General features: G+C 42.6%; 23 protein-coding genes and 1 pseudogene. 15 read left to right on the forward strand and 9 right to left on the reverse strand.

Features of this window, described 5'->3' with window-relative positions; genetic code table 11:
* Window positions 1-70 precede the first annotated feature (70 nt).
* Complete coding sequence (locus BDD43_RS10670; protein WP_121197655.1) at window positions 71-1,057, forward strand: quinone oxidoreductase family protein; 987 nt, start codon at window positions 71-73, stop codon at window positions 1,055-1,057.
* Between the two features lie 455 nt (window positions 1,058-1,512).
* Here BDD43_RS10670 and BDD43_RS10675 read toward each other — a convergent pair whose 3' ends face one another.
* The 5 genes from BDD43_RS10675 to BDD43_RS10695 form a co-directional block, all read right to left on the reverse strand.
* The gene (locus BDD43_RS10675; RefSeq protein ID WP_121197656.1) at window positions 1,513-2,376 is read right to left on the reverse strand and encodes an SDR family oxidoreductase; all 864 of its coding nucleotides are present in this window, start codon (window positions 2,374-2,376) and stop codon (window positions 1,513-1,515) included.
* Between the two features lie 78 nt (window positions 2,377-2,454).
* A complete protein-coding gene (locus BDD43_RS10680; protein WP_121197657.1) occupies window positions 2,455-3,024 on the reverse strand; it encodes a Crp/Fnr family transcriptional regulator in 570 nt (189 codons plus the stop codon).
* A 444-nt stretch (window positions 3,025-3,468) separates the two neighbouring features.
* Window positions 3,469-3,777 (reverse strand): hypothetical protein, encoded by a 309-nt coding sequence (locus BDD43_RS10685; RefSeq protein WP_121197658.1) that lies wholly within the window; start codon window positions 3,775-3,777, stop codon window positions 3,469-3,471.
* Between the two features lie 11 nt (window positions 3,778-3,788).
* On the reverse strand, window positions 3,789-5,051 hold the full coding sequence (locus tag BDD43_RS10690) for an MFS transporter (protein ID WP_121197659.1): 1,263 nt from the start codon (window positions 5,049-5,051) through the stop codon (window positions 3,789-3,791).
* A 67-nt stretch (window positions 5,052-5,118) separates the two neighbouring features.
* Complete coding sequence (locus BDD43_RS10695; protein WP_121197660.1) at window positions 5,119-5,730, reverse strand: TetR/AcrR family transcriptional regulator; 612 nt, start codon at window positions 5,728-5,730, stop codon at window positions 5,119-5,121.
* A 248-nt stretch (window positions 5,731-5,978) separates the two neighbouring features.
* Here BDD43_RS10695 and BDD43_RS10700 point away from each other — a divergent pair, with 248 nt between their 5' ends.
* The 10 genes and pseudogenes from BDD43_RS10700 to BDD43_RS10745 all read left to right on the forward strand — a co-directional run bounded on the left by BDD43_RS10700 (window position 5,979) and on the right by BDD43_RS10745 (window position 16,797).
* Window positions 5,979-7,001 (forward strand): sensor histidine kinase, encoded by a 1,023-nt coding sequence (locus BDD43_RS10700; protein WP_121197661.1) that lies wholly within the window; start codon window positions 5,979-5,981, stop codon window positions 6,999-7,001.
* Entirely contained in the window at window positions 6,998-7,759 is a 762-nt protein-coding gene (locus BDD43_RS10705) for a LytR/AlgR family response regulator transcription factor (RefSeq protein WP_121197662.1), read from the forward strand. Before BDD43_RS10700 ends, BDD43_RS10705 begins: the two co-directional genes overlap by 4 nt.
* Window positions 7,760-7,955: 196 nt before the next feature.
* A complete protein-coding gene (locus BDD43_RS10710; protein ID WP_121197663.1) occupies window positions 7,956-9,290 on the forward strand; it encodes a TolC family protein in 1,335 nt (444 codons plus the stop codon).
* Window positions 9,291-9,341: 51 nt separating this feature from the next.
* Window positions 9,342-9,950 (forward strand): efflux RND transporter periplasmic adaptor subunit, encoded by a 609-nt coding sequence (locus BDD43_RS10715; protein WP_162847036.1) that lies wholly within the window; start codon window positions 9,342-9,344, stop codon window positions 9,948-9,950.
* Window positions 9,951-10,261: 311 nt separating this feature from the next.
* Window positions 10,262-11,260 (forward strand): IS110 family RNA-guided transposase, encoded by a 999-nt coding sequence (locus tag BDD43_RS10720; RefSeq protein WP_121197665.1) that lies wholly within the window; start codon window positions 10,262-10,264, stop codon window positions 11,258-11,260.
* Between the two features lie 182 nt (window positions 11,261-11,442).
* Window positions 11,443-11,847 (forward strand): annotated as a pseudogene (locus BDD43_RS10725) (efflux RND transporter periplasmic adaptor subunit); the annotation flags it as partial.
* Window positions 11,848-11,855: 8 nt separating this feature from the next.
* Entirely contained in the window at window positions 11,856-14,987 is a 3,132-nt protein-coding gene (locus BDD43_RS10730; RefSeq protein WP_121197667.1) for an efflux RND transporter permease subunit, read from the forward strand.
* Between the two features lie 116 nt (window positions 14,988-15,103).
* Window positions 15,104-16,123: a hypothetical protein gene (locus BDD43_RS10735; protein WP_121197668.1), complete on the forward strand. Its 1,020-nt coding sequence runs from the start codon at window positions 15,104-15,106 to the stop codon at window positions 16,121-16,123.
* Between the two features lie 29 nt (window positions 16,124-16,152).
* The gene (locus tag BDD43_RS10740; protein WP_121197669.1) at window positions 16,153-16,509 is read left to right on the forward strand and encodes a TetR/AcrR family transcriptional regulator; all 357 of its coding nucleotides are present in this window, start codon (window positions 16,153-16,155) and stop codon (window positions 16,507-16,509) included.
* A 24-nt stretch (window positions 16,510-16,533) separates the two neighbouring features.
* Window positions 16,534-16,797 carry a hypothetical protein gene (locus BDD43_RS10745; RefSeq protein ID WP_121197670.1) on the forward strand — a complete coding sequence of 88 codons (264 nt, stop codon included), beginning with the start codon at window positions 16,534-16,536 and terminating at the stop codon, window positions 16,795-16,797.
* 407 nt (window positions 16,798-17,204) lie between these two features.
* On the opposite strand, the gene BDD43_RS10750 is transcribed toward BDD43_RS10745, so the two are convergent.
* Window positions 17,205-17,564, reverse strand: coding sequence for a winged helix-turn-helix transcriptional regulator (locus BDD43_RS10750; RefSeq protein WP_121197671.1), 360 nt, complete (start codon window positions 17,562-17,564; stop codon window positions 17,205-17,207).
* Between the two features lie 98 nt (window positions 17,565-17,662).
* Between BDD43_RS10750 and BDD43_RS10755 the strand changes: the two genes are divergently transcribed.
* The 3 genes from BDD43_RS10755 to BDD43_RS29695 all read left to right on the forward strand — a co-directional run bounded on the left by BDD43_RS10755 (window position 17,663) and on the right by BDD43_RS29695 (window position 19,952).
* Window positions 17,663-18,541: an alpha/beta fold hydrolase gene (locus tag BDD43_RS10755; protein WP_121197672.1), complete on the forward strand. Its 879-nt coding sequence runs from the start codon at window positions 17,663-17,665 to the stop codon at window positions 18,539-18,541.
* A gap of 2 nt (window positions 18,542-18,543) precedes the next feature.
* Window positions 18,544-19,203 (forward strand): NAD(P)-dependent oxidoreductase, encoded by a 660-nt coding sequence (locus tag BDD43_RS10760; protein WP_121197673.1) that lies wholly within the window; start codon window positions 18,544-18,546, stop codon window positions 19,201-19,203.
* Between the two features lie 353 nt (window positions 19,204-19,556).
* Window positions 19,557-19,952 carry a TetR/AcrR family transcriptional regulator gene (locus BDD43_RS29695; RefSeq protein WP_147425609.1) on the forward strand — a complete coding sequence of 132 codons (396 nt, stop codon included), beginning with the start codon at window positions 19,557-19,559 and terminating at the stop codon, window positions 19,950-19,952.
* Here the strand turns inward: BDD43_RS29695 and BDD43_RS10765 are convergent.
* On the reverse strand, window positions 19,846-20,793 hold the full coding sequence (locus BDD43_RS10765; RefSeq protein WP_121197674.1) for an ArdC family protein: 948 nt from the start codon (window positions 20,791-20,793) through the stop codon (window positions 19,846-19,848). The genes BDD43_RS29695 and BDD43_RS10765 overlap by 107 nt on opposite strands.
* 170 nt (window positions 20,794-20,963) lie before the next feature.
* Between BDD43_RS10765 and BDD43_RS30010 the strand changes: the two genes are divergently transcribed.
* Complete coding sequence (locus BDD43_RS30010; protein WP_162847037.1) at window positions 20,964-21,122, forward strand: hypothetical protein; 159 nt, start codon at window positions 20,964-20,966, stop codon at window positions 21,120-21,122.
* Window positions 21,123-21,145: 23 nt separating this feature from the next.
* Here BDD43_RS30010 and BDD43_RS10770 read toward each other — a convergent pair whose 3' ends face one another.
* Window positions 21,146-21,616: a JAB domain-containing protein gene (locus BDD43_RS10770; protein WP_121197675.1), complete on the reverse strand. Its 471-nt coding sequence runs from the start codon at window positions 21,614-21,616 to the stop codon at window positions 21,146-21,148.
* 12 nt (window positions 21,617-21,628) lie between these two features.
* Window positions 21,629-22,537 carry a toprim domain-containing protein gene (locus BDD43_RS10775; protein WP_121197676.1) on the reverse strand — a complete coding sequence of 303 codons (909 nt, stop codon included), beginning with the start codon at window positions 22,535-22,537 and terminating at the stop codon, window positions 21,629-21,631.
* Window positions 22,538-22,552: the final 15 nt, after the last annotated feature.

Raw genomic sequence — 22,552 nt, forward strand, 5'->3', positions numbered from 1 at the left:
CTTCCCTTTGGGAAAGTAATACCCAAAGGGAAGCCGATCATAGTAGCTTTGCATCAATAAATAAAATCAGATGAACACAATAACAAGCGGCATTGTCCGCATTGAACAACCAGGAAAACCCGAAGTGCTCAGATATGAACAAACTGAAATTGAGCAACCTGGAGAAGGAGAAGTATTGATCTGCCAAAAAGCAATTGGTGTAAATTTTCTGGATATCTTCTTTCGTAATGGTACTTTCCCGATGCCTGCGTATCCGGCGTTAATAGGATTAGAAGCGGCAGGAATCGTTGAACAAATTGGCAACGGCGTCAAAGAATTTGCGGTCGGCGACCGGGTGGCTTACTACGGCTCAAATGGGGCTTACGCCGAAAAAAAAATCCTCCCTGCTAAAGAAACTTTTAAACTTCCGGACGATATATCATTTGAACAGGCGGCTTCAATCATGATAAAAGGCATGACTGCACACATGTTATTGAAACAAAGTCATGAATTGAAAGCTGGGGAAGTTGTGCTTATCCATGCTATGACCGGCGGTGTTGGATCTTTATTAAGTGAATGGGCCAGATCTATTGGCGCTATCGTAATCGGCACTGTAGGCAGCGCAGCTAAAAAAGATCTTGCCTTAAAGCGAGGTTTTGAGCACGTTGTTGATCTGTCGGCCGAGAACTTTGATGAAAGGGTAAGGCAAATTACCGATGATAAGGGTATCGATGTATTTTACGATAGTATCGGCGTTGCTACATTTCAAAAGTCGCTTGAGTTGGTTAAACCTGGTGGAAGTGCAGTGCTGTACGGCTGGGCATCCGGTATGCCGGAAATTAATACTGCGTTTATCGAGCAAAGAAAAATACACTTTGTACAGGCTATATTAAATAATTATCCGGCTTACCAGGATAAGTCAGGAAAGGCATTGCCCGAGATATTCTCCTTAGTGCGAAACGGAGTATTCCAATTAGAAAAGCCACTAATATATCCTTTGCCAAATGCTAACCAGGCACATGCTGATCTGGAAGGACGTAAAACTACAGGTAGTATTATTTTGGTGCCAGAAATTTAAAAATACCATTAAGAACATTATACGCCATATTGACCTCAAATCAATTTCTTCGATAATTTATGAATTTTGCAATATTGACTCTACAATGTTGTAAGAGATGTAATCATAAAAAATGCCATCAATTTTTCAAGTGATGGCATTTTTTAATTAAACTGGGCTCGAACCAATGAATTGATTATGTGCTAAAGAAGCCAAACTCTTTAAGTCTGCCACAAAGTAGTTCGAGAAACACCCAGTTGGATGCCATGAAGTATTATGGAAGCCGCTACGATTTGCGGCTCCCTCGCCCGGTTAAGCGCACCGCTTAACCGAAAATCTTACAAGTGTCCACACCCGCGAAAAGAGCCTCTGCTAATAGACTCAAAAAGCCTCCAACTTTCGCTGGAGGCTTTTGTAGCCCAGTAATAAGTGTTTGACTGGAGGCATTTGAAATCGGCATTTATAATAATAATCTTTTACACCAACAAGTCTTCCATCCCGAATGCCGTCAATACTTTTTCGAATTCAACTTTAACGGCATCATTGGCCCTTTTAGTGATATCTCCTGTTGAAGAATCAACAACTGTCCTTAATGGCCGCTGACCTTTTGGTAAATTGATCAGGTTTACTATCGCGTCCGCAACTTCCTGCGGATCTGGCTTTGCTGTTTCAAACATTTGTCCGATGGCGGCGAACATTTTATTGGGAATATCAGCGATTGCTTGATATTCGCCAGCAACTGATGCATCAGAACCAACCTGCATCTTTTGGGACATTTCCGTAGGGAAAGCTCCTGGCTGAATGATGGCTACATCAACCCCTAAAGGTCTTAATTCATAATGCAACCCTTCGCTTAAACCTTCTAAAGCAAACTTTGAAGCACTGTATACCACAGAAAAAGGCGCGGAAAATCTGCCATATCCGCTTGAAACGTTAATAATTAAGCCCTCTGATTGTTTGCGCATAAATGGTAATACTAACTTTACCAATCTCCATGGTGCAAAGACATTGATATCAAACATCCGTTGCACATCATCAGTGGTAGAACTTTCGGCTACACCGAACATCGCGGCACCGGCATTGTTTACCAAAACGTCAATCGTTCCTTCTTTTGCGATGATCGTATCAATAGCTTTTTTTACACTTGTTTCGTCAGTTAGTGACACATCCAGAACAGTAACATTTTCTATCTGAGCCAGGGCTTTTGCTTTGTCGGCATTTTTACCTTCGGTATCTCTCATGGTAGCATACACTTTATGCCCCAAAGCCGCAACGGATTTGGCGGCAAGCCATCCGAAACCGCTATTCGTTCCTGTAATTAAAACAACTTTTTTGCTCATTTTTTTGTTATTTAAAATAATGATGCAAAGGTTGGTATCTAAAAATTGGAACCATTTACCATTTGGTAAAAAGCAATTTCAACGGATATTTTTTCTTATCCTGCTCAATGACTGTTGGGTGATCCCGAGGTAAGAGGCGATATGAGAAAGAGGAATACGATTGACAAGGCCGGGGAATTGTTCAATAAAAGATAAATAACGGGTGGTCGCATCTTCTGAAACTAATGGGCTCCTTCTTTCAATTGTTTTTAACAAACAATTTTTTTCTATCAGACCTTTTATAGCTTCCCAGCCAACTATTGTATTTCCGATCTCGTCCCAATCTTTCTTTGAAAAAACAAGCAATTTACAATCGGTAACAGCCTGTATATATTCAGAAGCTACCACTTGCGCCTCAAACTTTTGCTGGTCCGAAACAAAATGATTTTCTTCACTGAATGAATAAGTGATCTCTTCGCCTTTATTGTTGTAATAGCAGAAACGAATCACCCCTTCCAGAAGAAATCCAACCTGCCGGGGGATCTTTCCGGCTTCTGAAAAATATTCATCTTTATGAAGTTCCAGCGTTTTTGCTTTGCTCATCAGGAAATCAGTTTGCTGCTTATTCAGATTGCCAAACTTCAATATATAATTGATGAACTCTTCCATAAGTTAAATATCGAATTTATTGCGGGCAGTTTATTTACCATTTGGTAAATAAATACATCGGTCAGTTAACCCACCTTTGCTCCTCAGATTGGGTAGAATTCCACCTTTTTTACCGGAAATTTAAATGCCATTTATGGCCCGAATGCTGACTTTGTAACGATGAAGCGATGAAAAAGCAAAGAGTGATTCACATTTAAGAGTTTTTTGATGCAAATCTATAAATACTACTTAACATTTACTGCAAGGGCCTTTCAGCGCATTCAGGTCATTGCTAAAGACGGCTATCGTTTTCTACCACGTACGCCTTTATCTCAGTTTGTGATTCACCATGCCCATTATGCTTAACGGCATTATAAGGGCGCTTCCGCGCATGTTTAGTCAATAGCGAAGCGCCCTTATATATTCTACGTTCTTTTTTATTGCAGAATGAAGTGGTTTCGAAAACTACGCTTTGTCTTTATGTACAAAGTTCATAGCGCTCATAATGCTAATACAGATAAAGCCAATAAAGAAGATGAGGACAGATAAATTATCATCGGTAGATACTTTACCGAACCTGAGAAGCAGAAAACCTGCTGCTAAATTGAACAGGGCCCATAGCACATTCACAATCGGGGCGGACAGTCCTCTGCCAGGAGGCTTGGAAAATGGTGTGGGAAAAGGATCGCCGCAGACGCCTTTAACAAAATGTGGAACACAGTTGGACAGGAACATCCCTGCCAAAAAACCGCTGAAATAATGATACCAGTGCATACTAAATTAGTTTAATTATTAAAATTTGATTGATTTTTGCCTTTTAATTTCCGCCGGCCGCTTGTTAAAAACCCGGAAAAGCAAGCCGCAATAATCAGGGTTATTATACCTTCGCAAAGGATAGTCGTTGGTGTTCCTATTTTTTGGGATAAGATCCCGATCAGCAAGCTGCCTAACGGCAGCATACCGAAATATGCCATGGCGGCAAAGCCCATTACACGCCCCCTCATTTCTTTAGCTGAATACAGCTGAATAAGGGTCATACTGATCGTGGTTTGCGACATCATGCCGAAACCGGACATTGCGAAAAATACCATGGCCAATGGGAAACTGACCATGTGTGAGAAAGCCAGCAGACTTATCCCGAAAATGATCGTGTTTACCAATAAGATAAATTGAAGGTCCGCGTCCTTTTTTAAAGCTGCCAGAAAGATCGATCCTGCAATGGCGCCAACGCCGATAAAACTGTTGATGTAACCAAAAGTTGCAGCATTGCCTTTAAAGATCTCCTTCGCGAATACAGGGATTAGTGTATTGTAGGGCAGCACCAGTAAACTGGTAAAACAAAGCATCAAAAGGATCATAGTGATCGAGGGCGTTTTTTTCAGGTAATTTAAACCCTCGCTCAGTTCAGTTTTCATCTTTTGTTCTACTGGTGGCGGCACATAAGCCGGTAGATGGATCAGGAGCAGGGATATGGTCACCGCTACAAAACTGAGCGCGTTCAGCAGAAAACACACGCCTGCACCGAATTTCACCAGAACCAAACCCGAAATCGCGGGTCCTATAAGGCGCGCCAGGTTGGCCATTGAGGACTGCAGCGCCAGCGCGTTGGGCAGATCTGCCTCATCTGTAATCATATCATGGATCAGTGGTTGCCTCGCCGGTACATCAAAGGCATTGATCACGCCAAGAACGCCGCTCAGTAACAATATTTCCCAAACGGTATAATGACGGGTAAACACTAATAAGGCCAGCAACGCCGCCTGTATCATTGAGGCAATCTGAGTGGCCATCAATACCCGGAACCGGCTGTAACGGTCAGCAACAATCCCGCCCAGAAGGGAAAAAATAAAAGATGGGAACTGTGATACAAATATGGTGAGGCCCAGCATGAAGGCCGAATGGGTCATGGTATAAACCACCCAGCTTACGCCGGTACGCTGCATCCAGCTGCCGATCTGCGAAACCGACTGCCCGCTGAAAAATAAGCTATAGTTGCGGTTACGGAATGCCCGGAAAACATTGGTTATTTTTTTTGTATTTAAGTTCATAAGCTTATCAGCATATTGTGCCTAAATGTTTAAACCGGCGCAAATTTTTTTATTTATTATATAGTTTTTATTTTTTCAATCCATGAATAAGGGAATGAACAAGGAAATTTACCGAGGATTCCATGTTGCCAAATTCGTTTTTGATCACCATTTCGCGCTTCATGCCATGCAGGCTGCTTAAAATAACAAATATGAAGTCCTCTTTCTCTTTTTGCCCCAACTCCATTAACTCTCCGCGCCCGATACCTTCCGTAATGATCTGGCGGAGCAAGGTGCTTTCCTGTAACCGGACCTGTTGATAGACCGCGAACCTGGTTTTTTGAAATCCTGAAAGTTCACCGGCATTCATGCCTTCATCCAGGGCATTAAAGAATCCTCTTTTTTCAAGGATAGCGCGCAGGTCTGTCAGGAAAAATGCTTTAATCTTTTCTTCTGAGGTTTTTACCTCGCTGATCGCGGTAGCAATCAGCTTTACCAGTTCCCGGATCTCGGCCGCTATAACTGCATCTAAGATCTCTTCTTTGGTCTTATAATAATAATACAACGAACTTCTGGCCTTCCCAATAGCTTTGGCGATGTCGTCAATGGTTACCCTGCGAAAGCCGTGAAGCTCAAATAACTGCTTCGCTGCCTTAACCAGTTGCTCCTGAATTTCTTCGTCTTTAATAATATTTGACATATTTTGTAATTGTACGAAACAAATTTACGTACCTTTGAGCATATAAGCAAATAATGTCGAAAAGCTTATCCTATAAATTTCTCACGGTCGCCGCTTATTACATTTTGATGACTACCGGGAGTAATTCTGCTCTGAAATTGGGACCCTGACAGGTTTAAAATTCATGATGCTGATTAGTGCTTTTACAAGCCGATTTGGCCAGTTAAAAACGCTTTACGATTTAATTGCAGGTTTAATTAGATTAATATATGCTCAGAGCTTATCAGTTCAAATGGTATTTTATAGTAACCGGCATTTTAGCTATGGTTGGGCTGTTGAGTACATTGCTTCGCCACAATAATACTGTGGAAATCAAATGGTGGGAATACCCGGAATATGTCCTGCAAATATCCTTGTCCTTATTAATTTGCTGGTTGATCCACGGCTTTTTCTTACTGCACAAATTGCCCTGGCTAAATAATTATGCAAAGCATTTTCTGAGTAATCTTTTAGCTACCATTTCTGCGATTATTCTGACTGGTGTTCTATATGCTTGTTTACCCAGAACTACACTCTTTGAAAATGGCGTCGGTTTTAAAACCTTTTCGGACTTTTTGGTACATTTCCTGGGCGCATTTTTAGCGAGCATTATTTCCTATGTTGTTTTTTACAGCATACATACCAACAATGCTTTACAGAATTCTAAACTCGAAAACGAGATTCTCGCACGAGCCCATCTCCGGGCGCAGCTTCTATCATTACAGCAGCAGATCAGCCCGCATTTTTTGTTTAATTCATTAAGCACCCTAAAAACGATTGCTCCCGACCAGGCGACCAAGAATTACATCGTTCAGCTGGCGGCTGTATACCGTTACGTGCTAAATTTTAATGAACATTATCTTACGCCCCTGAAAGATGAATTGGTTTTTATCAAATCATATCTCTATATCATGGATCAGCGGTTTGAAGAAACGCTGCAGGTTACTATCGACGTACCGGAGGAAGATCTTAGGCTGCTGATCCCGCCGCTTTCCCTGCAGTTGTTATTGGAAAATGCGATCAAACACAACATCATCTCTCCTGATCAGCCCTTGCACATCACAATAAGGACCGACCGTTCGCCGGCCCTCATTGTGACCAATAATTTGCAGCTGAAGAAAACGCCGGAGGAAGGGACAGGTACCGGCCTCAAAAATATTTACGACCGGTATAAATTATTAATTGACCGTCCGATGAAGATCAGTGACGATGCCGGATATTTCGAAGTTACTTTACCATTATTAAAGCCATGAGAGTTGTAATAATCGAAGATGAAAAGAAAACTGCGACAGAGTTGGTTGGCATGCTGCGCCAGTTGGACAGTGAAATTAATGTGGAAGCCATCCTTCCTTCGGTGTCCTCATCAATCAAATGGTTAAATGAAAATATATCGCCTGAGCTGATCTTTTCCGACATTCAGCTTGGAGATGGATTAAGCTTTGAAATCTTTAAGGAGATCACTATCGAGGCCCCCGTTATTTTTTGTACAGCATTCAATGAATATGCCATCAGGGCGTTCGAATCAAACGGTATAGATTATTTGTTGAAACCCCTTGAGGAAGAAATGCTGCATAGAAGCATGGAAAAGTATTTGCGGTTTAAATCCCATCTGTTAAATCACAATCAATACACCAATAACCTGCGGAGGGTAGTGGCAGAAATGACCACCGGTTACAAACAGAACATCCTGGTTAATTACCGGGAAAAGATCATCCCTTTACGTATAACCGACATTCAGTTCGTTTACGCTGCTTTTGGCTCAGTTTACCTCCACGATTTAAATGCCAATAGTTATCCGGTGCCCTATACTATTGAGCTATTGGAGTCTATGTTCAATCCCCGCCAATTCTTCAGGGCAAACAGGCAGTTTATCATCAACCGCGATTCGATCAAGAATATTGAGCATTATTTTAACCGTAAACTCTATGTGATTATGCATACGGAGACGCCGGAAAAGGTTATCATCAGCAGAATCAAGGCCCAGCTTTTTTTTAAATGGATGGAAGAATAGACTCCAGGTAAGATTTGCTTCGACACATTTCTTGAAAAAAAACCAATTTTCTGATGAAGTGATCACTTCATTGTTCTTTTTGGCTACTTCATTTTAAAATACCCCCGTTTAAAGCATTGCCCGGGTAGTTTTGCTGCAACAAATCAATTACCACGCCTCCGATGAGGCATAAATGGTAAAATGAATTTAATGCAGCATGAAAGTGAAATTGATATTAATACTTATTTGTATCCTTCCGTTTAAACTGTTTGCCCAGCAACAGTGGGATTTGAAGGATTGCATTGCTTATGGGCTGAAAAATAACCGCAGCGGTGTGGTCTATGAAAACGAAAAAAAGGCCGCTGATGCTAAAGCGAAGGAAGCACTTGCTGCTTACCTGCCATCGCTGAATGTAAGCAGCTCTTTTGATGATAATTTAAAAGTTCAGCAATCCATCATTCCGGCAGGAATATTTGGTCCGGATCCCCTTCGAATATCCCTCACACAAAGGTATAACACTAATAGCGTCGCTGAACTTGATCAGACAATTTTTGACCAGACACTGCTTACCGGGCTCAAAGCCAATAAATACAGCAGGCAGCAGGCTGACCTGAATATCAAAAAAAATGAAGAAACGGTCATCTACAATATAGGTAATGATTACTATCAAACCTATGTTTACCGTGAACAGCTCAGGCTGTTAAGGAGTAACCTGGAAATCTACTACAAGCAGATGAAGATTTCACAACTACAGGTGCAGAAGGGTATATCGCTGCAAAAAGATCTGGATAGGGTGACCGTTAACTACAATAATGCGGTATCACAGATCCGTGTTGCCGAAAGCAACCTGACTCTTGCCCGGAACCAGCTTAAATATGATATGGGTTTCCCGATCAGTACTGAACTGCCCGTTGATACCGTTGCCCAAGAGAACCTCGCTAATCCTCCGGTTACCAACGTTGAAGCCACCCGTTTTTCCCCTGAAAATCGGACGGATTATCAGCTTTCAGAAATTAATTCTCAGTTGCTCAACATCGATCAAAAGCGGATCAAGGCAGGGGCTCTGCCCACGCTGACCGGCTACGCCAAATATGGCGAATATGGCTATGGAACTACCATAGGTCCGGCATTCAATCATTTGAACCCTTACTCCGCGATCGGATTAAAACTATCCATACTCTTATTCAATTTTTATAAGCGAAACGCACAATATAATCAAGCCAAATATAAAAGCATGAACGCGCTGGAGAATCTCAAACTGGACTCCGGTAAATATGCGCTGGAATACCAGAGCGCGATCACAAAATTAGTCAAAGCGCAAAGCAACCTGGAAAGCGACAAACGCAATATTGAGCTTGCAGAGTCTGTATTCATGACGACTGACTTACAATATAAAAAAGGGGTGACTGACCTAACTGACTGGCTTGATGCAAGAACCTCTGTCAAAGATGCGCAGAACAACTATCTCAACTCACTTTACACCTTTTACCAGGCCAAAATAGACCTGGAAAAAGCCTCGGGCAACCTCAAAAATTTCTATTCCTCACTTTAAGCTATGAAACGTAAATACATTTTCGGGCTGATCATTGTAGTCATCATTGCATTGATCGCCTTCCGGCTCGCCTCCAATAAGCGCACTTTAAACCAAAAAAAACAGCCGTCGAAAGACACCGTGGTGCGGATTCCGGTTAAAGCTATCCAGGCGAAAACGCAGCTTGAGCTAATCAGCCTGGTAAAAACAGGGGCCGTAGCCCCTTTCAAAGAAGCAAAGGTACTTACCACAGCTTCGGGCACTATTCAACAGCTGCGCTTTAATTTAGGTGACCATGTAAGCCAGGGCCAGGTATTAGCGGTTACAGACACACGCTTAATGGAGCTGGATCTGCAAAAGTCAGTGACCAATGCGGAGAAACTCCGTCATGACCTCCAAACCTATACTGAATTATTACAGGGGCAGGCCGCCACCCAGGAAAAAGTAAACGAGGTTCGTCAGAATTACCTCGATGCTGTCAACCAGGTTTCCCACGATAAAAAGCAAATAGCCGATGCAGCAGTAAAGGCACCAACGAGCGGTATGATCGCAGAAAAACCGGTCGAGGAAGGAGTCTTTGCCAATGCGGGAACGCGGATAGCCACCATCGTCAATATATCACAGGCGAAGGTTCAGCTAAATCTGACGGAGGACGAAGTTTACCAGGTCAAGACCCTTTAGATTTGCTTTGTGATTATAATTGAAAGTATCTTGTTGACAAAGAACAGGGTGAACCAAGTCAAGGCCCAGGTTCAAGACCTATGCTTCGTATTAGTCCCTATTCCAAGTCCTTTAGATGTTCTTTGTGATTACTATTAAACTATCTTGCTGACAAAGAATAGGGTGAACCAAGTCAAGGCCCAGGCTAAAGACCTATGGCCCGTATTAGTCCCTGTTCCGAGTCACAAGTCGATGTCAATGACAAGTTAGAATTTTAGACACCAGGTCTTATAAAGGTTTTAGTCTGAGTACATCACATTAATTTATTTAGTATGAAATACAAAGTATTTATCGGCATCGATGTATCAAAGCTTACTATTGATGCCCACCTGCACGGAATCGGTGCTTCTAAAACATTCAGTAACGAGGAAAAAGGATTTGCTTTATTTTTAAGTTGGGTAAAAAAGTATAGTAAACAATCGGAACCGGCGGAGATGATCATATGCTTCGAACATACCGGTATGTATTCAATTAAACTTGCCACCTATCTAAATGATATTGAAATCCCATTCGCTATGCTTCCTGCGCTTCAGATCAAACAATCTATAGGGATCAGAAGAGGAAAGAATGACCAGATCGATGCACAAAGAATCGCTGAATATGCTTGGCTACACCGCGAAACCATTCAGGAAACTCTATTACCAGCCAAAAGTATTCTCAAACTTCAGTCGCTGCTTACATTACGAAATCGCTTGGTATGTGATCGTGGAGGGTATGAAGCCACATGGAAAGAACGGAAAAAGGCATTGGAAGGAAAAGAGCACAAGGAGATATTTCAAGTTTATAAAAGCCTGATAATGAACCTAACGGTTCAAGTTAAAAAGATTGAAGAACAAATAAAGGCGGTAATAGAAAGTGATGAAGCAGTTAAATTAAACTATCAATTACTGACCAGTATTAAGTGTGTAGGACCTGTACTGGCCGCAAATATGATTGCTTATACGCACAACTTTACCCGTTTTGCTACCTGGCGAAAGTTCGCCTGCTATGTGGGAACTGCCCCTTTTGAACATCAGTCTGGCACGAGTATAAAAGGAAAAACACGAGTCAGTAGTTTATCCAACAAGCAGCTAAAAAAATTAATCCACATGGTGGCTATATGTGCTTGCGCATATAATCCAGAGATGAAAAGCTATTATAAAAGAAGAGTGAGCGAGGGGAAAAATAAGATGAGTACGCTAAATGTTATACGCAATAAGATCATTTCCAGAATGTTTGCTGTTGTCAATCGCGGCTCGGGCTATGTGGATCTGATGAAATATGCAGCTTAGGGTTTATCATCTAAACTCTTAAACAACTCCTCTTATTTTGGACGGGTTCTGTCAAGGGCAGCGAAGGGCGGGCTTGTGTGGCCGTGCTGTTTATGTACCCTTGACGGGTTCCGGCCAAAATGAGAATTTTGTTGTCGAGTTAAGATGAAGAAAATAAATTTGGAAAAGTCTTAGAATACGGGCAGCGGGTTAAAATCACCACAGATGTTTATCCGGGTCAGTTATTTGAAGGTAAGATCAGCTTTATCAGCCCTCAAGCTGATGAAACACATAATTACAGCGTGGAGATCATGGCTGATAATAAAGAAAGCGCACTGCTGCGGACGGGAACTTTTGTTTATGCTGACTTCTCGCATAAGACCAGTCAGCAGATCTTGCTTATTCCACGCGCCGCTTTAACGCAAAGCGTAAAGGAGGCATCCGTTTATGTGGTAGAAAACAATGTCGTTCATCAAAAGCCGATCAGGACAGGCATTGAAATGAACGGCATGATCCAGGTGATCAGCGGGATTAATGCCGGCGAGGTCGTCGTTACCGCAGGGCAGATCAATTTAAAAGAAGGTTCCAGGGTAATTATTTCTAAATAAAAACTGTAATGCCATCAATAACAGAAATTGCCGTTAAGCGGCCCTTATTAATCATTGTCGTTTTTACCGTGCTGTTCATCTTCGGGATACGGTCCTACTTCAGCCTGAACTATAACCTGCTGCCAAAGATCGATGTGCCGACCGTTTCGGTGAGTACCACCTATTCCGGAGCGGCTGCAACAGAGGTAGAAACATCAGTTACCAAAAAGCTGGAAGATGCGTTTTCTTCCGTCGAAGGACTCGACAAGATCTCATCTACTTCACAGCAGGGTGTGTCGCAAATCGTAGTTCAGCTGAAAAGCGGTACTGACATAGACCAGGCTGAGCGTGATATTCAGCGCAAAGCAGATCAGGCGCAAAACGACTTGCCCGACAATATTGACAAACCTATTGTCAACAAAATTAACCTGGATGATGTGCCGGTTATCAAAGCGGGTGTTACTTCTGATAAATCGCCCCGTGACCTTTATGATTTCGTGGATAAGCAATTATTACCTATGCTGCAAAATGTGCCCGGTGTGGGGCAAGTTAACATTATTGGGGGGGATGAGCGGGAAATACAGGTTAATATTGACCAGGACAAATTGAAGGCTTACGGCTTGGGTATTGCTCAGGTGACCGATGCGATCAGCAAATCCAACCAATCTTTTCCGGCTGGAAGTATTGAGACAAGGAACCAGCAGATGTCGATTCAGTTTGATGCCAATGTTGTTTCTGTAGACCAGCTCAGCAACCTGATCATCTTTCAAAAGCCAAATGGCGGGAGTATTTACCTGAAAGATATCGCCGAGGTAGTAGACGGTACCGTGAAAACAACTGCCATTAATCATATCAGCGGAATTCCATCCATCGGCATTCAGATCATTAAGCAAAATGATGCCAACGCCGTAGCGGTAAGTGACAAGGTGAAAAAAAAGTTTACGGAAATCGAGGGGCAATATAGATCAGAACATTTAAAGTTCGCGGTAGCATCAGATCAAAGTGTTTATACGCTTCATTCGGCCAGTGCCGTGATGGAAGACCTCGGTATGGCCGTGCTGATTGTTGGTGTGGTCATGCTGGCTTTTCTGCATAGTTTCCGCAGTTCCATGTTTGTACTGGTCGCCTTACCCTCATCGATCATTCCTACATTCATCGCGATGTATGCGTTGCATTTTTCGCTCAACTTAATGACGCTGATGGCGATGTCGCTGGTCGTGGGTATCCTGGTCGATGATTCTATCGTGGTCCTCGAAAATATTTACCGCCACCTGGAGATGGGCTCGGATAAGGAAAAAGCGGCACTTGAAGGCCGGAGCGAAATTGGATTCACCGCCTTAGCTATTACTATGGTTGATGTGGTCGTGTTCCTGCCCATCGCATTTGCCGGGGGCATCATTGGTGCATTCTTACAGGAATTTTCGCTGGTCGTCGTATTCTCGACGCTGATGAGTTTGTTCGTGTCTTTCACCGTTACACCATTACTTGCCAGTACATTCGGCAAGATCGAAAAGCTGGATAAAAACACGCTTTGGGGTAAGCTCAACCTCGGCTTCGAGCACTTCCTGGATACGCTCAAAGAGGATTACGGAAAAGTATTGAAGTTTGTACTCACTAAAAAAAGATATTTATTGTCTGCCGTTATTGTCATGATCATCGGTGCAATTGCCTTAGTGCCGCTGGGATTTATAGGCGGCACGTTTGTACCTAGCGCTGATCAGGGCGAAGTTGTGATTAACCTGGAACTGGCTCCATCTGCATCATTGTATCAAACGAATATGATATGCCAGCAAGCTGAAAAGCTGATCATGGTTCAACCCGAGGTTACACACGTATTTTCCAGCATCGGATTTGTAAGGGGAAGCGTGGCGGGAACCTCTAATAACGCCAACCTGGCGGAAATCACGATCAGTATGGTGGATAAAAACAAACGGGAAATTACCGCTGATGACTTTGGCAACCGTATGCAGGAACAATTGAGCAAGGTGATAGCAGGCGTAAAAATAACAGCAACGCCAACGTCGATCACCGGGGAAGCTACTGCCGCGCCAATACAGGTCGCGATTAAAGGGATAGACCTTAAAGCCGTGCGCAAGGTTGCAGAAGAATACAAGAAAATAATAGCCTCTGTTCCGGGAACCCGTTTCGTTGCCCTTTCTGTAAAGGATCAGAAGCCACAGGTAGAGATCAACCTTGACCGGCAAAAGATGAGCCTGCTGGGACTGGATGCGAGCCAGGTAGGCGCAGCGATACAAAACGCCTTCAGCGGAAACGACAAAGGTAAATTTAAGCAGTTGGGTAACGAATACAAGATCATGATCAGCCTCGACGGTTTTGACCGGTCGAATATTAACAATGTCAGCAACCTATCTTTCACCAACAGCAATGGACGGACATTTTTATTAAGCCAGTTTGCCCGGGTAACCGAGGGCTTAGGTGAAACCGTCCTACAACGGACTGATCGCTTAGGTTCTATAACTGTAAACGCCAATGTAGCCGGCCGGCCCAGCGGATCGGTGGCCGACGACATTAAAGCCAAGGCAGCCAAATTTTCATTACCTGCCGGCGTATCGATTGAGTACCTAGGCGCTGTAAAGAACCAGGAGGATGCCTTTGGAAGTCTTGGATTCGCTTTGATAGTCGCTATTTTACTGGTTTATCTCGTTATGGTAGCGCTTTATGAGAATGCTGTTTATCCATTCGTGGTCTTGTTTTCCATTCCTGTCGCCATGATCGGCGCATTTCTGGCACTGGCGCTGAGTATGGAGACATTGAATATATTCTCAATGATCGGACTGGTCATGTTGCTGGGGTTGGTATCGAAAAACGCCATCCTGATTGTAGACTTTACCAATCACCTCAAAAGCGAAGGACGCCCTGTAAAAGAAGCCCTGGTAGAAGCCGGTAAAGAACGACTCCGCCCGATCCTGATGACAACATTGGCGATGATCCTTGGTATGCTGCCTATTGCAATGGCTGCTGGTGCCGGTGCTGAAATTAAAAACGGCATGGCCTGGGTAATTATTGGCGGGTTAACAAGTTCAATGCTGCTAACTCTTTTCGTAGTGCCGTCGATGTACCTGATCATCGATCACCTGATCGACTGGGTCTCAAGAAGAAAAACACGCAGAGAAAGCCTGCAATTACAGCCCCATCACTAATCTATATAAACGCCAATCGGGACCGGGTTACCGGATATTCGGAAAAACACAGTTGTTTAATCTTCCAATCTGCGGTTCCGGCACCCCGGTTTCTGAACGGCAAAATAAATTTTAACATGAACATAAAACGTCTCCTTTTGCTGATTTTACTTTTCCATGCACTTACGGCAACTGCACAAACTGAAAACCAAAAAGGTACCAAAAAATTGACCGATACGACAACGATGCCAATTATGTCGCAATATGCGATCAGCTACCCCCGGTTAAGACAAGGATTTTTAGCCACTGATATTATAGCGGGCAGAAACATCACGGGGGAACTCAACGGAAAAAAGCTATACGAAGGCAAAATGGCCATGGAGCGTATCCGGGAAAATTTTAATATTCCTGTCGTACAATGGGCCAGGAATTCCATCACGGGAACGATCAGCTATCAGCACGTCCATTTTCAAACAGGTCAGATCACGAGTTTTAGCCCTGAGTTTCCAAACACCGATCAAAGCATAAATAAATCGACGGTTGGTATCACCCTGAGTTTTAGTAGGGCAGATTCGATCTTTGGTCATCCGGTCAATTATTCCGGGAGCTTAACAGGCCTGGCAGATGATAAAGGTATAGAAAGAGTTAATTACCTGGGATTGATCAGTGTCCCGATCAGCAAAAGCAAGTACTCCTCATTTAATGTAGGACTGATTGTGGTCATCGATCCGTCCGCTGTTAGTCCGGTGATCCCGATCATCAGTTATTGGCATAAATTTCAAACTGCCGACCTTGACCTGTATGTGGAACTGCCCACTAAAATAGCGGTAAAAAAACAGCTCACTAAAAGGAGCTGGGTTGTGGTAGGAAGCGAATTGGGGAGCAACCTCTATTTTTTTGAGCTAAACCAGCCTGCACTACCGGATAAAGCGATATTAAAAACAGTCGATATCAGGTCCGGTGCATCATTTGAATATCTGGCGACAAAAAAACTGATTCTTGGTGTCAGCGGAGGAGTCTACACCGGCATCTCTACACGCTTGTTTGACCACAATGACAAATCCAGCGATTATTTTTTCAGGACAAGTAACGGTTCTTCACCCTATATCAGTTTTTCCATATCGTTCCTGCCTTTTCTTAAAAGCATAAAACGATAAGGCATATAAATGTAACCTAACCAATCATTATGAAAAATAACGAACCACAAACTATCAAAAACAAAGAACTCACCAAAAAGAAATTGATAGGGGCAGTTGGCGAAATTATAAAAGTTGATGGCTTTGCTTCGCTAAAAAGTGCCAGCAAAGTTGCAAGATTCGCTGGCGTAGACAGGAAACTGATTGGACGCTATTTTGGCGGATTAAACCAGTTGATAGAAGCTTATGTGATTGAAAACGATTACTGGCTTTTGTTTACCGAAAAAATGAATGATCTCCTAAAATCAAATAGTTATCCGGGAAGTAAAGAATTGATTACTTCAATACTTCAAAATCAATTCTCTTATTTTTCTTCTGACAAGGATATGCAGCGATTGATTCTATAGGAATTAACATCCAATAGTCCGCTGATGAAGAGCATCCATAATGCAAGGGAAAGTATGGGGCAAAAATTACTTGAGACAACGGACGCACACTTCAACGGCTCGAAAGTAAATTTCCGGGCTATCGGTGCACTGTTGGTTGGGGGTATTTATTATACGATTTTGCATACTATCCATAACGGCGGAAAATTTAGTGATTTGGATGTTACCTCTAACGAGGGACAGGAACAGATATTAAATGCTATTGAACAAATTGTCGGATGGGCTTACGAAGCTGCAAAACCCGAATAAAGTTTGGAGCTTCTAAAAGCCGCATTTCTATACTTGCCACCAGACCCCGGATTCAAACAAGGATGACCGGATCAATGCCAACTGCCCCGGCGATCGGTTTCTGAATTTCATTAGGATATATGATACTTCGCTCTTCCGAGTAAGATCGGCTTAAAACGCTTCTTGACCAACGTGATGAATGTTACGGAAGAGTTCTCGAGACTGTTTTAGAGGAAAAAACAATACTGAGAGACCTGTATTATCGATAATAATCAAATTGTAGGAATCAAAAGCAATGCTTAACAAGATGGCCTTCTCTATACATTCGGAATCTCTACATCTGACTATGTGCGAAATTTTTTTTGCTATGCTTTTTGAAAAAATATCAAACCAATGAAATGTATAAAGGGCAATCCAGTTCCCCGGTTTTAAACGTCTGAAGCATGAATGATTTTTTCTCTATGCAGGTATCCCCATTCTTTTAAAGCATAGATAACTTTATCCAATGATGAAGTGTGAGCAGTTGCACTGTATTCAACTACAGGAGGAAAAGAATCATAGACCTTGCGCACCACAAGGTGATGAGTTTCTAATTCCTTTAGCTCTTTTGACAACATTCGGTCGCTGATCCCCTCAATCTCACGGGCAATTTCTTTAAATCTTTTTGTTCCACTAAGAATCGCAATCAATATTTGTAGTTTCCATTTTCCATTCAACACTTCCAATGCATCGCGTACCGCTCTCAAATCTTTGGTGGAGCAAGATGCTGTTTGACTTAAATCTATCATTTACCCTTTACTTACTTTAAGTTTAGTGCTAACAAAAAGTTTAGTACTTATTGTTAGTAAGCGAAGTTAGATAACTTTGAATCACTTATTTAATTATAATGATAAATATTGAAAAAAACGATGTTTCCGGATTACCATTATTCCAAAGCTGCTTCGTTACCATTAATAACATACGCCTGCATTATATTATCGGAGGAAGCGGACCTGTTATTATGCTCATACATGGCTGGGCCTACACCTGGAATGAATGGAAAAACATCTTACCTGATTTAGCACAAGCGGGATATACCGTGATTGCTCCAGATATGAGGGGTTGCGGTGATTCCGGGAAGCCAAATCACATTTATACGAAAAGAGACGTGGCTGAAGACTTTTATCTGCTGACGGAAGTGCTAAAAATAGAAACCCTTTATTTGATGGGGGTTGACATCGGCATGATGGTAGCATACGCTTTCGCGGCTGCTTATCCTGCCAAGGTGAAAAAAGTAATATTAGGAGAAGCGGTTCTTCCTGGTTTCGGTCTGGAAGAAATGATGAATCCGGCTACCGGCGGAAGTTGGCATTTCGGCTTTCAAAGCAATGCGGAATTTGCCGCTCGTGTCATTTCAGGAAATGAGAAAATCTATTACGAACACTTCTGGCAACTGATGTCACCTGTAAAAGGTATAACGGAAGAATCTGTAAAACCCTATTTGAAATTTTATGGCAATGTAGAAGGATCCAGAGGTGGCTTCTTTCACTATGAATCCTTGGCTAACGACTCGAAATTTAATAAGGAAAATCCGAACCGAAAATTACAACTGCCGGTTTTAATTATAAGTGGTGATCAGGGCATCCCACAATTTTTAACAATTAATAGTATTAAGCAGGTGGCTGACAATTACGAAACCGCGCTGGTTGAAAATTGTGGACATACCCTGGCCGAAGAGAACCCGGAAGGAACAGTCAAACATATTTTAAATTTCTTACAGAAATAAAGATGCAAAAAAGAATATTAATATTAGGTGCGACTGGAAGAACTGGCCAAATTGCTGTTGAATTAGCTTTAGCAAAAGGATACGCGGTAACCGCATTGGTGCGCAACCCCGATAAAATCAAGTTCAAATCTGATAGCCTGGAGGTGATAAAAGGGCTCCCGACAAATATTGAAGATCTCCGCAAAGCTATGAAAGGCTGTGACGCCGTGATTAGTTTATTAAGCGCATTATCAGATAAGGAAAGCTTTTCCATTAAAAAAATAATTCCTCCCCATACCCTAAAAAAAAGTATCGGCAACGCACTGCAGGTAATGAGGGAATACGGGGTTAAGAGAATCCTGACACTTTCTTCCATCGGTGCCGGGAACTCCTTCGAATATGCGCCATGGTTTATGAAGATGATCATAAAACTGACTAATTTTAAGATCGTATTCGCGGATCACAACGCACAGGAAAGCCTGATTCAAAATTCCGGGTTGGATTGGACAATTGCCAGGCCGGTCGGATTGAATGAAAATGAAAACATCGGCGAATTGGTCGTAAATTATAGTAAAACACCGAAACCGTTCAAAATGAGCCGTAAACAGTTAGCAAAGTTCTTTATTGATGATGTCGATTCAGAAATTTTCAGGGGCAAAACACCTATCCTGTCAGAAATATAATATAAGGTTGCTTAGATTTTTAGTTGAATAAATTTCTAAAATTTCAATTCAATCAAACAGAAATTAGTTTTGTCATATCTGTTGTTGAGTAAATACTCACACAGGCAAAGTATCGGGCGGAACTGCTAAGAGATTTATTTATGCTTAGTTTTTATATGCGGAATGAACGCTGTCGATTTCTGTGATCTTGATAGCTGCAATCCCTAAGCGGAAGAATCTCGAAGTCCTTTATAAGTGATTTGAGGCGTTTAACTGGATTTTTGACCAGCAAAAATTCCGTTTCAGAACAAGCTTATAGGCTACTCAGATGAAGAAAACTAATTGATAATACACCCTAAACCTAACCAATCATTATGAAAAACAACGAACCACTAAAAACTATTAAAAACAAAGAAGTCACCAAAAAGAAATTGGTATGGGCTGTTGGAGAGATTATCAAAACTGAGGGTTTTGTCGCTTTAAAAAGCGCCAGCAAGGTCGCCAGAATTGCTGGTGTAGACAGGAAGCTAATCGGTCGCTATTTTGGTGGACTAAACCAGTTGATAGAAGCTTATGTGGTAGAGAATGATTACTGGATTTTATTTACAGAAAAAATTAATGACCTACTAAAATCGAATAACTACCCAGGAAGTAAAGAGTTAATTACATCCATACTTCAAAATCAATACACCTATTTTTTATCGGACAAGGACATGCAGCGATTGATCCTCTGGGCTTGCGCCGAAATGGTGTGGTCTCATTCATCATAATCTCCACTTTAAGCACCTTTAGCCAGTTATCAATATAACCGGCATGATTACCTTTATCGACGGTAGCAATGCCAAACCCAGCACAAAGAAACGCCGCCCCAAACTCGGCAACCAATTCTTCAACGGCATAATTTTGATCGCCGAATTTCTTGCCTTTTGTGCGGTTTAAACGTTTTTCATGACCTGTCCAGTGTGTCAATTCGTGCATCAGGGTTGAATAATATCCTTCGGTCGCCGTGCAATTCTGTGTGGGCTGGAAACTTTCATTTGGGGGCATATAAATTTTATCTTCGGATGGGCGGTAAAAGGCCCGGTCGCCGGTATGTTCAATGATCGCTTTGGTATTGGCAACAAATTCTTCAACGATTGCAATTTTCTCAACCAGGTTTTCTTTTGAGGCTTGTGATGGTTCCGGCGCAACATAACCTGCAAGCTGGCTTCTATTGAATACATAGGAGGATTTGAGGAACGGGATTTTTTCGATTTCACCATCATTCTCTTTTTCGATGGTGTCGTAATAAACAATCAAGCTGCCTTTTTCGCCTTTGCGGACGTATTCCTTCTTGGATTGCCATTGCTTAAAACTGGCCCATTCATCGCATTGATAGCTGTTCTTGATTGCCGAACACCAGAGCAAAACGATATTTATACCGCGATAATGGTTTCCGGTAGTAAAATTCAACGGCAGGCCTAACAACGATCTTTCGTTTCCTATCCACGGTTGCTGCCACGGCACCGTACCGGCCTCCAATTGCTGTATGATCGTATCGGTGACGGTTTGGTAAATATCTTTACGCTGGATTGTATTTGCAGTTGGTTTTTTTGATGCCTTGTTTTGCATTGTCGTTGCCTTTCCTGATTAAAAGTTGATGGTTACAGGAGATGCCCAACCGGGAATTAGTGACCAAACCGGCTGAAATTTTGATTGCGCGAGGGAGCCCGCAAGGGCGGGGAAAATTTTAGTTGGTGTCGGGAACGGCCCCGGTTAATCTCTTGTAAAAACCATCCGCTTTGTTTTCATCAGGAGAAGGTAACCAAAGGGAATTGCTTAAAACAGCACCGGAATCGGCTGTTATTTTGCGTTATGGAGTGAAGCGGATACCGGCCCCGTGGCTAATGCCGGTGCAGTATGAGCGGAAAGCCGGGGCCGGAGGTAACGCCCACATTTAAAACCTAACCGTCGGTCAATTCGATCATGGAATCCACCCATGATCGGCCATAGAGTAATAGCCATGCGAAGACAAAATAATATGTTCCACTACCTTGAGGCCCAAAATCTCACCGCCCTGCGCCAATTTGTTGGTTAAATCAATATCCGCTTCGCTGGGGTCTAAATGTGCTGTAGGATGATTATGGGCCAGGATTATTTTATTGGCTTTCGCTTTCAATGCCGTGGCATAGATCAGCGCCGGGTCAACCGAAACCATGGTCATTCCGCCGCTGGCGATTTCAGAAATACCCAGGCAGTTATTACGCAGGTCCAATAATAGGATCTTAAACTCCTCAACCAAGCCAATCCGGTTTTCGTTCCAGGTTGATTTCAATACTTGATAGGCGATTTCTGATTTATTGATCCTGACCCGTTCGGATGGATGGACTTTATTGCGATAAACCAATTCGACTTCGGTTACCTTAAATTGGCTGGCCGTTTGTGATGCTGTCATTGCTCTATCTCCTTACAAGCCAAGGTTGAGATTGTGCATGTGCCAGGCGTTGAAATCCTTGCTGGTGCAATAGACGTCATTCATCTTTTTATGCAGTAAGTCTTGTTCGGTCGCAAAAAATCCGGCCAATTCTGCCGTGGCTTTTGACCCAGCCTTGTCGTTATCCAACCAGGTATAGGCCATGCGGTAGCCATAGTTTTTAATGTAGGGCACCGCTAAATTCAGGCAGGACAGCGAATTTAAAACGATCATATCATCCGTATGATTGCGGGTTTTCATGATCGTCAGGAACGTCAGATAATCAAACATGCCCTCGAACAGGTGGATTTTATCGGGTTTGGGAATGGTTCCCCGGATAAAGGTAATATCCTTCGTCCCGATATTGCCTTTGAAATTAGGGTTCCGTAATTCATAGCCATTTTCTTCGTTTTTAATGCCCAAAGCATAAAAGCTCTTTTGTGTTTTTTTATTGTACACATGGACTTCTTTCAGACATTTCGGCGTGTAGTTTAAGGATATGCCCCGCTTTTGCAGATAGGCGATCAATGATGGCTCCTGAATGGCATGGGCCTTGGTTAAAACCAATGATCGCTCGCTCTCTGCATTTCTTGGCACTGCATCGGGAATAATCAGCAAGGGTTTGGAATTTGCCGTCATGTTGTTTATCCAGCGCAAGGCATCCGAAGCCGTGTTGTTTTCCTGCGTGGATTTTAAGTAATGGCAAACAAAATCGACGCTATTGCCCCCGGTGCCGTCCCCGAAATCGTGCCAAAGATTGCCGGTTACATGAAAACTTGCAGTATTTTCCTCCCGCAAGGGTGACAGATACCAGCTTTCTTTTTCGTTTTGCTTCACTGGAAAAGCATTGATCTTTTCCAAAATTAAAGACATGGGTACGCATTTCGCTTCATCAATATTCATTGGCGATCTCCAAAG

Source organism: Mucilaginibacter gracilis, assembly GCF_003633615.1.
In the GTDB taxonomy this organism is placed as follows: Bacteria; Bacteroidota; Bacteroidia; order Sphingobacteriales; family Sphingobacteriaceae; genus Mucilaginibacter; species Mucilaginibacter gracilis.